The following is a 12,896-nucleotide window of genomic DNA, read 5'->3' on the forward strand; positions in this document are numbered from 1 at the left end:
GGCCCTGCTTGCCATCCCCCGGGGTAACACACCATGAAGGCTTGCTTTCATTGTGGCGAGCCGGTTCCCGCCGCCAGCCACTATGCCCTCGAGATAAAAGGCATAGTGCAGCCCATGTGCTGCCCGGGCTGTCAGGCCGTGGCAGAAACCATCATGGAGTGCGGTCTCTCCAGCTATTACGATCACCGCACAGCGCCCGGTACCAGAGGAGAACTGGTGCCCGAAGAGCTGGCGGCCCTCACCCATTATGATCTTGCCGAAGTGCAACAGGATTTTGTCACCAACAGCGGCACGGGCAGCCACAGGGTGCGAGAAATCCAGCTCAGCGTTGAGGGGCTTACGTGCGCCGCCTGTGCCTGGCTTATCGAACGCCATCTGACCGGCCTTGCCGGTCTGCACTACATCAACGTCAACACCACTACTCACCGCGCCCGTATCAAGTGGGATCCGGACCAGCTTTCGTTGAGCGACATTCTCAAGGGATTCGCCAAGATAGGCTACCGTGCCTACCCCTTCCAGACCCACAGCCAAGAGGCTATTTACGCCAAAGAAGTGCGCAACTACATGTTCCGGCTGGCGCTGGCGGGCCTGGGGTCCATGCAGGTGATGATGTGCGCCGTGGCGCTCTACATGGATCTCTTCATCAGTGTCGAGGATGAGTTCATGGTCTACTTCAAGTGGATCAGCCTCTTGCTCTCGACCCCCATCATGATCTATTCGGCCCAGCCCTTTTACGTGGGGGCATGGCGCAGCCTGAAACAGGGCCACCTCTCCATGGACGTGTCGGTGTCGCTGGCACTGATCGGCGCCTTCGTCGCCTCCATGTGGGCCACCGTCTTCAACACGGGTGAGGTCTATTACGACTCCATCACTATGTTTGTCTTCTTCTTGCTGCTGGGCCGTTTTCTGGAGTTGAGAGCCCGGCGCAAGGCGTCCGAGTCCAGCTCCAACCTGGCACGGCTAGTGCCCATCATGGCCACCCGCATTGATGAGGAGGGTGAGCACGAGGTAGCGGCCAAGACCTTGCAGGTGGGGGATAGAGTACGGGTGCTGGCCGGTGCAACCCTGCCGGCGGACGGCATCATTGTCGAGGGACAGGCCAGCCTCAACGAATCCATGCTGACCGGCGAGCAACTGCCACTGCTCAAGCAGGTGGGCGACAGCGTCTATGCCGGCACCATCAACACGGATTCACCGCTTCAGATCAGGGTCAGCCATCGCATCGAAGAGTCGCGCATCGCCCAGATCATGCGGCTGCAGGATCACGCCCTCGATGACAAGCCGGCCATCGCCCAGATGGCGGATGTGCTCTCCCGTCACTTCATTCTGGTGCTGTTGATCATTGCCGCAGCCGTGTGGACTTTCTGGCACTTCCATCAACCGGAGCAAGCCTTCTGGGTCACCCTGGCCGTGCTGGTCGCCACCTGCCCCTGCGCCCTGTCTCTGGCCACGCCGACCGCCCTCACCTCGGCCACCGCACGCCTCACTCGCTCCGGTATTTTGTTGCGTCGCGGCCATGTGCTGGACGTGCTGACCAAGGCCAACCGGATAGTGATGGACAAGACCGGCACCCTGACCACGGGCAATATCAGCCTGACCAGCACAACGGCGCTGGCGGAGCTGAGCGAAGATCAATGCCTCGCCATCGCCCGGGCACTGGAGGCCTATTCCGAGCACCCCATCGCCCGCGCGTTTAAAAGCACGGCAGCCAACGACGTCTTGCTGCCTGCAAGCGAGGTGGTCCCAGTCATCGGCCACGGTATTGAGGGGGGTGTGGCAGGCAAGCATTATCGCATCGGTAGCGCCCGCTGGCTGGCTCTGCCCACAGAGCACACCGCCAGCCAGGGCCTTGCCATCTATCTGGCGGATGAATCCCGAGTGCTGGCCCGCTTTATCCTGGCCGATACACTGCGCCCGGATGCCAGGGCCTTGATCCAGGCCTTCAAGGCCGCCGGTTTGCAGACCACCATTCTCACCGGTGACAGCTCTGCCCAGGCCGACGAAGTGGCCCGCGAGCTTGGAGTGGATGAGCTGGTAAAAGGTGTCACCCCGGATGGCAAGCTGGCCTACCTCAAGGCGCGCGAAGCCCAAGGTGATATCAGCATCATGGTGGGTGACGGCATCAACGATGCCCCCGTACTGGCTGGAGCCCACGCCTCTTTTGCCATGGCGGGCGGCACGGATCTTGCGAAAAACAGCGCAGATGCCATCCTGTTGGCCGATGACCTGTCGCGCCTGCTGGACGCCCGCACCCTGGCCATCCGCACTCGCAAGATCATCAAGGAGAACTTCGCCTGGTCCATCGGCTACAACCTGCTGGTGTTGCCGCTGGCGGCCAGCGGCTGGTTACCCCCCTATCTGGCGGCAGCTGGCATGTCCTTGAGCTCCCTCATCGTGGTCACCAACTCCATGAGGCTCAATCGCTGAACCGTGAAGACGGCGTGCTCATGCGAATATGAGCGCGCCAACACATATTGAATGAAGAGGGATCCTGGCCGGTAACTGGTTTACCATGACCACTCTCATAGCAAGGCTTGCATCATGAACATCATCTTCGTCCTGATCCCCATCGCCATCCTGTTTGTCATCATCGCAGGCGCCGTCTTCTTTTGGGCCATTCGCTCCGAGCAGTTTGAAGATCTCGACCGCCAGGGATCCAACATACTGTTTGATGAAGACAAACCTGCCCAGAAACCCATCGAGTCCAAGTCCGATGACCGCCAGCCTTGATCTGGTAGGGGCCCTGCTGGTGGGGCTTGCAGGATCTGGCCACTGCATCGGCATGTGTGGTGGCGTCTCGGCCGCCCTCTCCATGGCCATTCCCCCCGAGAAACAGCACTTTTGGGGCCGACTTGGCTATCTCCTCAACTACAACCTGGGGCGGATCCTCAGCTATGTCATCGCTGGCGCTCTGGTAGGCGGGCTGCTGGCCACCACCAGCGAGCTCGGTGCAGGCAAACATGCCATCGCCGGATTGCGGCTGATGGCGGCGCTCTTGATGATAGCGCTCGGCCTGTACCTTGCCGGCTGGTGGCAAGGCATACTGCTGCTCGAGCGGATCGGTGCCCGACTCTGGCCACGGATCAAGCCGCTGGCAGGCAAGTTTCTTCCCTTCACCTCGGCCTGGCAGGCGTTCCCTTTCGGCATGATATGGGGCTGGCTGCCCTGCGGTCTGGTTTACTCCATGCTGACCTGGAGTGCCGCAGCTGGCTCTGCCAGTGGCGGGGCACTGATCATGCTCTGCTTTGGCATGGGGACACTGCCGACACTCTTTGCACTGGGGGGACTGGCGGACCGGCTGCGCTACTGGCTGACCTTGCGCAGTTTGCGTCAAGGCGGGGCTGTTTTGCTCATTGCATATGGGCTGCATACCCTCTGGGTCGGGATAGCGTCCTTTTGAAACCCTATCCAAAACGGATGAGTTGATGGTAAACTTGTTTGATATAAATCAATTATTCGTATGAGCCTATGATCCCGGAAAAGAAACCTGGCAGACGTATTCAGAGCGGTGGCTGTGCAATTCATTGCCAGGATTGCAGCATCAGCCAGCTCTGCATTCCCTTCACTCTGAACGACAGTGAACTCGATCAGCTCGACAGCATCATTGAGCGCAAGAAGCCGATCCAGAAGGGTGAGGAGCTGTTCAAAGCCGGCGATGAGCTGAAGTCGCTCTATGCGATCCGTTCCGGGACCATCAAGTCATACACCATCACAGAACAAGGGGATGAGCAGATCACCGCTTTTCACCTCGCAGGGGACTTGGTTGGCTTTGATGCCATTCACAAGCATGCGCATCCGTCCTTTGCCCAGGCGCTGGAAACGGCCATGGTGTGCGAGATCCCGTTCGACGTACTCGACGATCTCTCCGGCAAGATGCCCAAGTTGCGCCAGCAAATCATGCGACTGATGAGCAACGAAATCATGGGCGATCAGGAGATGATACTGCTGCTCTCCAAGAAAAATGCGGAAGAGCGCCTTGCAGCCTTCCTGCACAATCTGTCGGTGCGTTTCTCCGAGCGCGGCTTCTCCGCCAAGGAATTCCGCCTCTCCATGACCCGGGGTGATATCGGCAACTATCTCGGCCTCACGGTGGAGACCATCAGCCGTCTGCTTGGCCGTTTTCAGAAGTCCGGCCTCATCAGCGTCAAAGGCAAGTACATTACCGTGCTGGATCAGATGGCCCTCGGCGTCATGGCTGGCGCCCCCCGTCCTGCCTGCGGTTAATTTCCCCTCTGTCTGCCCTCGTTGCCGGATCGGTTCAGTCTGAAATTTGATCCGGCACATGTCCCCCTGCCTCCTCCTGAGCTAAGCTGTAATGGCTAAAGGTCTGTCATCATTGGTATTTTTGCCAAGGAGGAAGAGAACATGGTCAAGTACCGAAAAATTCTGGTTGTTATCAACCCGGAAGAAGAGCGGCAAGTTGCCCTCGAACGTGCGGTCAAAGTAGCTGAGCTCGATGAAGGCGCTCAACTGACCCTGTTACTCACTATTTATGACTTCTCGTACGAAATGACCGCCATGCTGTCGGTGGATGAACGGGAAGAGATGCGCCACGGCGTGATCGCCCAGCGTCGTGAATGGCTAGACGACATTCTCAAACCCTACCGTGCCAAGGGACTGGACTACGAAGTCAAGGTGGTCTGGCACAATCGCCCCTTCGAGTGTGTCATTCAGGAAGTACTGGAGAATCGCCACGATCTGGTGGTCAAAGCGACCCATCATCACTCCTTCCTGCAAACCTTCATCTTTACTCCAACCGACTGGCATCTGCTGCGCAAGTGCCCCTGCCCTGTCCTGCTGGTCAAGGAGGGCCACTGGCAACGGGGTGGCAACATCATTGCGGCCATCAACTGCTCCAGCGACGATCAGGATCAGAAAGTGCTGAACGAACGGATCACGGAGGAAGGCATTGGCATCGCCGAGTTGCTCGGCTCCAACCTTTATCTGGTCAATACCTATCCCGGTACCCCGGTCAATGTGGCCATAGAGTTGCCGGAGTTCGACCCCAATGCTTACAACGAGGCTATTCGCAAACACCATGAGAGCCTGCTGCTGAGCCATGCCGACAAATATGGCATAGGCCATCTGTGGACCCGGGTGGCGGAAGGATTGCCGGAAGAGGTGTTGCCCGACCTGGCTGACGACCTGCAAGCCACCCTGATGATCATGGGGTGTGTCGGTCGCACCGGCCTCTCTGCCGCCCTGCTCGGCAATACCGCCGAACACGTGGTAGACAGGCTCTCCTGCGACATCCTGATCCTCAAACCCGACGATTACAGCTGCCCGGTAGACAGCCGGCGTCGTCAATCATAAGGCGCCTTTCATCCTGGCACCTTGCCCTCCCCCGGGACATGGCTATAATAACGCGCTTATTTGTGTCCCGGGTTTTACGAGCATGCTAGAAGAGCTGAACGCCAAAGATAAATACAGTTTCAACAAACTGCAAAAGCGCCTGCGGCGCAACGTAGGTCAGGCCATCGCCGACTTCAACATGATTGAAGAGGGCGACAAGATCATGGTGTGCCTGTCCGGCGGCAAAGACAGCTTTGCCATGCTCGACATCCTGATGAGCCTGAAGGCAAGCGCCCCCATCCATTTTGATCTGGTGGCCGTCAACCTGGATCAGAAGCAACCTGGCTTCCCCGAGCATGTGCTGCCTGAGTACCTGGCGACCCTGGGCGTTGACTTCAAGATCGTCGAAGAAGATACCTATTCCATCGTCAAGGACAAGGTACCGGAAGGCAAAACCACCTGCGCCCTCTGCTCTCGCCTGCGCCGAGGTATTCTCTATCGCACGGCGCAAGAGCTGGGGTGCACCAAGATTGCCCTCGGCCATCACAGGGATGACATCCTTGAGACCCTGTTCCTCAACATGTTCTACGGCGGCAAGCTCAAGTCCATGCCGCCCAAACTGGTGAGCGACGATGGCAAGAACGTGGTGATCCGCCCGTTGGCCTACTGCAAGGAGAAAGACCTGGTGCGTTACGCCGAGGTCAAGGCCTTCCCCATCATCCCCTGCAACCTGTGCGGCTCGCAGGAGAACCTGCAGCGTCAGGCTATCAAGCAGATGATGCAGGATTGGGATCGCCGCTTCCCGGGTCGTATCGAAACCATGTTCACCGCCATTCAGGACGTGATCCCGAGCCACCTGCTCGATCACAAGCTGTTCGACTTCAAGAGCATCAACCGAGACTCCGGCATCATAGATGGCGGCGACAAGGCATTTGATCCGCCCGAACTGCCGACAGCCCCCTTGCTGAACATCGACGAGATGGACATGCTGGATGTGATTGAAGTGCGCTAGGCACTGCACAATCGGTAACGAAATCTGCAACGAAAAAGGAGCGCCTGGCGCTCCTTTTTATCTTTCTGGCGTGACGCTTGCTCAGCCCTTGTGCAACCAGGGAGTCAGTCGCAGTATGTCCCCCTTCAGTTGCAGCTTGCCCGCGGCGAAGTCTGCCAGTTGTGCGTTGCTCAGCAGCAACTGCCCCTCTTGCCAGGAGAGTGGCAGTTGGCGGGCGCCATCAACCAGATAGGCAGTGCCAGTCGGTTGCGCCAGTGTCACCCGCACACCCGCCATCTTGGGCAGGAAATACTTGCCGACCATGCCGGCCAGCTTGCTCAGCAGGGCCTGCATATCCTGCTGGCGCTTGACCACCTCAGCCACCTTGAGCTCCCACTGGCTGCCTGACACGGGCGGGGCATCGGCCATCACCTGCACCGAAAGATCGCAGGCAGCGTGCGCCTCGGTCAAGCCCACCACTACGGTCGCCTTGTCCAGATTGAGATCATCGTCGTAGGGCAGCCGCAGCTCGCTGTCTACCGTCACCTCGGCAGCCACGTCCCGATCCAGGGTAGAAACCCGGGCTGAGGTAAGCAGGCAACGCTGTCCATTTTGTTGATCGGTCAGATAAAACCCCAATCTGGCATGGCCAAACTCCCCCTTGGCAAAGGTCTTCATCTGGCTGTAGAAAGTACTGTATTGCAGATCCAGTGAAGGCTGTGCCAACCCCAGGGTGGGCAACAGCAGCAAGCTTGCCGCTACACCATGTCGAGCCATCTTCATGTGCCATCCTTTTGCATCACGCACTCGTCATGCGTTGAAATCTTGGTGTGCCATCTCTTGGCACTGCATACGCCGGTCAAGCGCTGAAATGATCGGGACCTTCGCTCACTTCGGTCACTTCTACCGCGACCCCGCACAGATCCCGATAGAGGATCCCCTTGCAGTTGAAGTAGAGAGGAGCCACCCAGATAAGCCCCAGACCCATGGGGATTAGCGCCAGGAAAAACAGCGCCAGCATGACACCGTGCAGCAGCACTATGCTGGGCCAGCCGCGAACAAACAACTTGAGCGACACCAGAATGGCCTGCACCGGTGACAAGCCGCGTTCCAGCACCAGCGGCACGGTAAACACCAGCCCCATGCCGATCAGCGCAGACGGTATGAACGCCAGCATCACCGGCAACCCCACCAGTTCAAACAGGGGACCGAACAGGCTGGTGATCATGCTGCCCAGCAGGCTCAGGCTGCCGAGGCGCAGGAAGTGGCGAAAGAAATCGAATACCTGGCTCGGACGGGCACGGACGCCGACCGATTGCTGCAATCCCAGCATGTCGAGGGACGAGGTCATGGGGGCCATCATGATGGTGATGAGCAGACTCAACACCAGGGCAATATCCATCCCCCCTTCCTGATTGACGTAAGGCGCCAGCAGGGTATTGCTCAGCAACATCCAGATGGAGGTAACCCCTACTATGGCCAGCAGCAGGCCAAAACCGGTACGGCGCGTCTGTTGCCAACTCTCTTGCAGTACCCCCTTGAGGTCGAGGCGATATCCCTGACTCAGGGATTGCTCGAGGGAACCACCGATCCGCATTTTATTACTCAATGGACTATCCAACATCAGAAAAACACTATTCAGGGGGCACATTATAGCGATTTGACCCGGTATGCGTAGCCGTTTTTCCCCTTATCTGCTGGTGGGAAAGCCTTTGATTTCATAAGCGCAGGCCGGTTCACCTCCTTCCTTTCCCGCCTTGGCCCGCCGTTGTGATGGGCGTAGGATGCCAACAGATATACCGCATTTGCTGACTGCCTCCGCCCTTCCCCATCCGGGCGACGCGAGGAAGACACACTTTACAAGGAGACATGCATGTCTGATTTGACCCTGTATCTCGCCCCTGGCACTTGCGCCATGGCCGTACACATAGCGCTGACCGAGGCCCGGGCCCACCATCAGGTCAAGCGACTCGATCTGGCGGCGGGGGAGCAGCGCTCTGCCGCCTATCTCGCCATCAATCCCAAAGGCCGGGTGCCGGCGCTTGTTACCGAGCGCGGCGTGCTGACTGAAACCTCGGCACTGCTGCTCTATGTGGCGCAGCGCTTTCCCGATGCCCTGCTTGCCCCGTTGGATGACCCTTTCCTGCTGGCCCGCATGCAGGAGGTCAACAGCTTCCTCGCCTCCACCGTGCATGTCTCCCATGCCCACGGACGCCGCGGCAGCCGTTGGGCCGATGATGAGCAGGCTGTCGCCGCCATGCAGGCCAAGGTGCCGCAAAACATGCGCGATGGTTTTGCCGAAATTGAACGCCACTATCTGGTCGGCCCCTGGGTGCTGGGGGAGCGCTTCAGCCTTGCCGACATTTACCTGTTCGTGGTCGCCGGCTGGCTCGAGAGCGATGGGGTGGCCATCAGCGAGTTCCCCAGGGTAGCAGCCCACTATCAACAGATGCTCACACGCCCCGGCGTGCAGCAGGCCCTCGCCCTCTGACCCCTCTCTCCTTCAATCCTCTGCATATGGGTGCCTGTACGCTGTCTGGCACCTCTTTTTATTCTTTTCCCCCAGCATTGGGATCGTTTTCACATTTCTGCCATCTCCCTGTAGATCAAGCGTGCCTTAGCGCCTATCGTTTACCTCATGACGCAACCGGTTGCGTAATCGGTTGCCTTGATAAACATCAGATACGCAGACGCAAGTCTGCCGAGGTGCTGTTATGAAACGAGGCGTACTGCTCAATGCTCCCTTGAGTGCCCTGGTGGCACAGATGGGCCACACCGACGAGATCACAGTGTGCGATGCGGGATTACCCATTCCGGCGGGGCCGGTGCGCATCGATCTGGCGCTGATGGCGGGCACCCCCAACCTGCAGACAGTGCTGAAAGCGCTACTGACGGATCTTGTGGTGGAAAAAGTGATCATGGCCAGCGAGATAAAGCTGATCAGCCCTGACACCCATCAAGCCCTGCTCGATCAGATCGAGACCCACTCGCTCGAGCAAGGCAAACCCATTGCCATCGAATATTGCCTGCATGAGGAGTTCAAGACCCGCTCCCGCCAGAGCAAGGCGATAGTACGCAGCGGCGAAGTAACGCCCTATGCCAACCTCATTCTCTGCGCCGGCGTGGCGTTTTAAGCCTCTTCAAGGAAGCTGCAATGAGCACAACTCCCTCCCCCCTTTCGAGGCTCACCGGGAGCGTTGACACGCCCCCCTCGCCCATTCTGGAGCTGACCGGGATCGTCAAGACCTTTCCCGGTGTCCGCGCCCTCGATGAGGCAGGACTCAAGGTTTACCCGGGCCAGGTGATGGCCTTGCTCGGCGAGAATGGCGCCGGCAAATCCACCCTGATGAAGGTGCTGACCGGCATCTATCAAGCCGATGCGGGCAGCGTCAGTTACCGCGGCCAGCCTGTGCACTTCAAGGGTCCCCGCGACTCCCAGGATCAGGGCATCAGCATCATCCACCAGGAGCTGAACCTGCTGCCGGAGCTCTCCATTGCCGCCAACATCTTCCTTGGCCGCGAACCGCGTACCCGTTTTGGCAGCATTGACCACAAGCAGTTGCGCGAGCGCGCCAGCAGCCTGCTCGGTCGTCTCGGCGTCAAGCATGGTCCGGATACCCGGCTCGGAGAGCTGTCGATTGGTGAACAGCAGATGGTGGAAATTGCCAAGGCCCTCTCGTTCGATGCCAGCGTCATCATCATGGATGAGCCCACAGATGCCCTGACCGACACCGAAACAGAGCAGTTGTTCACCGTGATCCGCGAACTGCGCCAGCAGGGCTGTGGCATCGTCTATATCTCCCATCGCCTCAAGGAGATCTTCCAAATCTGCGACCGGGTTACCGTGCTGCGTGACGGCAAGTGGATCGGCGAGAAAGCAGTGAGCGATCTCGATGAAGACAGGATCATCGAGATGATGGTCGGTCGGCGGCTGGAAGAGCAGTACCCGCGCCTGCATCGGGAACTGGGTCCTGTCAGCCTGCAAGTCAAAGATCTGGCTGGCCCGGGTGTGCGCGGGGTGAGCTTCTCACTGCGTCAGGGGGAGATACTGGGCTTCAGTGGCCTGATGGGCTCAGGCCGTACCGAGCTGATGAAACTTATCTACGGGGCCAGTCCCATCAGCGCCGGCGCTGTCGAGGTCGATGGCAAGGTCATGGTGCCACGCACCCCTGCCGATGGGCTGGCCGTCGGCATCGCCTATATCTCCGAAGATCGCAAGGGGGATGGGCTGGTGCTGGAACTCTCGGTGCGGGAAAACATGAGTCTGTGCGCCCTCGATGAGTTCATCCGTGGCGGCAAGATAGACGGCAAGGCCGAGCGCCAGGCAGTGAGTGACTATGTGCGCCTGTTCAACATCAAGACCCCGAGTCAGGAGCAGCTGATAAAGCTGCTCTCCGGTGGCAACCAGCAGAAGGTGGCCATCGCCAAGGGGCTGCTGACCAAGCCCAAGGTATTGATCCTGGATGAGCCGACCCGCGGCGTCGACGTGGGTGCCAAGAAAGAGATCTACCAGCTCATCAACCAGTTCAAGCAGGAGGGGATGAGCATCATTCTGGTCTCCTCCGAGATGCCGGAAGTGCTCGGCATGAGCGATCGCATCATGGTGATGCACGAAGGGCGCATCAGCGCAGAATTCATGTCCGCGGACGCCAATCAGGAGAAACTGATGGCGGCGGCAGTCGGTAAACAGTGGCAATCAGAGCAAGAGGCCTTTCAATGACAACCCAAACCCTTTCCCGCCGCGGCATCATGAGCAAGGCCTGGTGGATTGAGAACAAATCCCTGGTCGCCCTGCTGGTGTTGATAGGCGTGGTCTCCTTCCTGAGCCCCAACTTCTTCACCGCCGACAACCTGCTCAACATACTGCGCCAGACGTCGGTCAACGCCATCATGGCGGTCGGCATGACGCTGGTCATCCTCACCGCCGGCATCGATCTGTCTGTCGGCTCTGTGCTCGCCCTGTGCGGCGCCCTGGCAGCCACCATGGTAGCGATGGAGCTGCCCATAGCGCTGGTAGTGCCACTGACCTTGGGGGCCGGTGCCCTGCTCGGCGGCATCAGCGGCCTCATCATTGCCAAGGGCAAGGTGCAGGCATTCATCGCCACCCTGGTCACCATGACAGCCCTGCGCGGCGTGACCATGGTCTATACCGAGGGGCGCCCCATCTCCACCGGTTTTAGCGAGGGATCCGATCACTTCGCCTGGCTCGGTACCGGTTACCTGCTTGGTCTGCCTGTGCCCATCTGGCTGATGGCCATCGTCTTCCTGCTGGCCTGGTACCTGCTCAACCACACTCGTCTGGGCCGTTACATCTATGCCCTGGGCGGCAACGAATCTGCCACCCGCCTCTCCGGCATCAATGTGGCCAGGGTCAAACTCGCCGTATATGGTCTGTGTGGCATGCTGTCGGCGCTGGCTGGCCTCATTGTCACCTCCCGCCTCTCCTCTGCCCAGCCGACTGCCGGCATGGGCTACGAGCTGGACGCCATCGCCGCCGTTGTGCTGGGTGGTACCAGCCTGATGGGGGGCAAGGGTCGCATCATGGGGACCTTGATAGGGGCCCTCATCATCGGCTTCCTGAACAACGCCCTCAACCTGCTCGACGTCTCGTCCTATTACCAGATGATCGCCAAGGCCAGCGTCATTTTGCTCGCCGTGATGGTCGATAACAAAAGCAATCGATAACAACCTAAGCCATGCCACACACACAAGGAATGAAATGATGAAAAAGCTCAATACCCTGCTCGCTGCCGCCATCATGTCTGTGCTGGGCACCGCCCAGGCCGCCGATCAGACCCTGGCGATGGTGGTCTCCACCCTCAACAACCCTTTCTTCGTCACCATGAAAGAGGGGGCTGAAGCCAAAGCCAAGGAGCTTGGTTATGAACTGGTGGTACTGGACTCCCAGAATGACCCGGCCAAGGAGCTCTCCAACGTGGAAGATCTCACCGTGCGCAAGGTCAACGCCATCCTGATCAACCCGACCGACTCCGAGGCCGTTGGCAATGCCATCCGCCTGGCTAACAAGGCCAACATCCCTGTGCTGACCCTGGATCGCGGTGCCGCACAAGGTGAGGTCAAAGCCCACATTGCCTCCGACAACGTGGCTGGCGGCAAGCTGGCTGGCGACTTCATCACCCAGAAACTGGGCGCTGGCGCCAAGGTGATCCAGCTAGAGGGGATCGCAGGTACCTCCGCCGCCCGTGACCGTGGCGAAGGTTTTGCCCTGGCCGTGGCTGCCAACAAGCTGGAAGTGCTGGCCTCCCAGCCTGCCGACTTTGACCGCACCAAGGGGCTGAACGTCATGGAAAACCTGCTGGCCGCGCACCCGGGCGTGCAAGCCGTGTTTGCCCAGAACGACGAAATGGCGCTGGGTGCCATCCGCGCCGTACAGGCGGCCGGCAAAGAGGTGATGATAGTCGGCTTCGACGGCACTGATGATGGCAAGGCCGCCGTTTCCCGTGGCAAACTGGCCGCCACAGTAGCGCAACAACCGGCCCTGATCGGTGCCATCGGCGTGGAAACCGCCGACAAGGTACTCAAGGGTCAGCCGGTAGAAAAATCCATCCCGGTACCGCTGCAAATCGTCAGCAAGTAATGTGACAGGGGGGAG

13 protein-coding genes are annotated in these 12,896 nt (G+C 59.3%); 11 read left to right on the top strand and 2 right to left on the bottom strand.

The genetic code is table 11. From position 1 onward, the window contains the following. Positions 1 to 33 precede the first annotated feature (33 nt). The 6 genes from AACX78_RS12630 (at position 34) to ttcA (ending at position 6,304) form a co-directional block, all read left to right on the top strand. Positions 34 to 2,427 (top strand): heavy metal translocating P-type ATPase, encoded by a 2,394-nt coding sequence (locus AACX78_RS12630; protein WP_159166399.1) that lies wholly within the window; start codon positions 34 to 36, stop codon positions 2,425 to 2,427. A 114-nt stretch (positions 2,428 to 2,541) separates the two neighbouring features. Further along, positions 2,542 to 2,730, top strand: a complete 189-nt coding sequence (ccoS, locus tag AACX78_RS12635) for a cbb3-type cytochrome oxidase assembly protein CcoS (protein ID WP_005315597.1) — start codon at positions 2,542 to 2,544, stop codon at positions 2,728 to 2,730. Beyond that, positions 2,714 to 3,400, top strand: a complete 687-nt coding sequence (locus tag AACX78_RS12640; RefSeq protein WP_021138720.1) for a sulfite exporter TauE/SafE family protein — start codon at positions 2,714 to 2,716, stop codon at positions 3,398 to 3,400. Before ccoS ends, AACX78_RS12640 begins: the two co-directional genes overlap by 17 nt. Positions 3,401 to 3,468: 68 nt before the next feature. Then, positions 3,469 to 4,224 carry an FNR family transcription factor gene (locus tag AACX78_RS12645; RefSeq protein ID WP_005315591.1) on the top strand — a complete coding sequence of 252 codons (756 nt, stop codon included), beginning with the start codon at positions 3,469 to 3,471 and terminating at the stop codon, positions 4,222 to 4,224. Between the two features lie 141 nt (positions 4,225 to 4,365). Beyond that, positions 4,366 to 5,313, top strand: a complete 948-nt coding sequence (gene uspE, locus AACX78_RS12650; protein ID WP_005315586.1) for a universal stress protein UspE — start codon at positions 4,366 to 4,368, stop codon at positions 5,311 to 5,313. Positions 5,314 to 5,395: 82 nt separating this feature from the next. Continuing rightward, positions 5,396 to 6,304 (top strand): tRNA 2-thiocytidine(32) synthetase TtcA, encoded by a 909-nt coding sequence (gene ttcA / locus AACX78_RS12655; RefSeq protein ID WP_155602655.1) that lies wholly within the window; start codon positions 5,396 to 5,398, stop codon positions 6,302 to 6,304. 81 nt (positions 6,305 to 6,385) lie between these two features. On the opposite strand, the gene AACX78_RS12660 is transcribed toward ttcA, so the two are convergent. After that, positions 6,386 to 7,066, bottom strand: a complete 681-nt coding sequence (locus AACX78_RS12660; protein WP_159166400.1) for a DUF2987 domain-containing protein — start codon at positions 7,064 to 7,066, stop codon at positions 6,386 to 6,388. Between the two features lie 76 nt (positions 7,067 to 7,142). Then, entirely contained in the window at positions 7,143 to 7,880 is a 738-nt protein-coding gene (locus AACX78_RS12665; protein WP_201302947.1) for a hypothetical protein, read from the bottom strand. A 276-nt stretch (positions 7,881 to 8,156) separates the two neighbouring features. Here AACX78_RS12665 and AACX78_RS12670 point away from each other — a divergent pair, with 276 nt between their 5' ends. The 5 genes from AACX78_RS12670 (at position 8,157) to rbsB (ending at position 12,881) form a co-directional block, all read left to right on the top strand. Then, on the top strand, positions 8,157 to 8,774 hold the full coding sequence (locus AACX78_RS12670; protein WP_159166402.1) for a glutathione S-transferase family protein: 618 nt from the start codon (positions 8,157 to 8,159) through the stop codon (positions 8,772 to 8,774). 223 nt (positions 8,775 to 8,997) lie between these two features. Next, positions 8,998 to 9,417: a D-ribose pyranase gene (gene rbsD, locus AACX78_RS12675; protein ID WP_159166403.1), complete on the top strand. Its 420-nt coding sequence runs from the start codon at positions 8,998 to 9,000 to the stop codon at positions 9,415 to 9,417. 20 nt (positions 9,418 to 9,437) lie between these two features. Further along, positions 9,438 to 11,003, top strand: a complete 1,566-nt coding sequence (gene rbsA / locus AACX78_RS12680) for a ribose ABC transporter ATP-binding protein RbsA (protein WP_159166404.1) — start codon at positions 9,438 to 9,440, stop codon at positions 11,001 to 11,003. Further along, the gene (gene rbsC, locus AACX78_RS12685) at positions 11,000 to 11,968 is read left to right on the top strand and encodes a ribose ABC transporter permease (protein WP_021138712.1); all 969 of its coding nucleotides are present in this window, start codon (positions 11,000 to 11,002) and stop codon (positions 11,966 to 11,968) included. Before rbsA ends, rbsC begins: the two co-directional genes overlap by 4 nt. 37 nt (positions 11,969 to 12,005) lie before the next feature. Next, positions 12,006 to 12,881: a ribose ABC transporter substrate-binding protein RbsB gene (rbsB, locus tag AACX78_RS12690; RefSeq protein ID WP_021138711.1), complete on the top strand. Its 876-nt coding sequence runs from the start codon at positions 12,006 to 12,008 to the stop codon at positions 12,879 to 12,881. Positions 12,882 to 12,896 lie beyond the last annotated feature (15 nt).

It is taken from the genome of Aeromonas sp. 9A, assembly GCF_963900955.1.
Taxonomy (GTDB): Bacteria; Pseudomonadota; Gammaproteobacteria; order Enterobacterales; family Aeromonadaceae; genus Aeromonas; species Aeromonas salmonicida.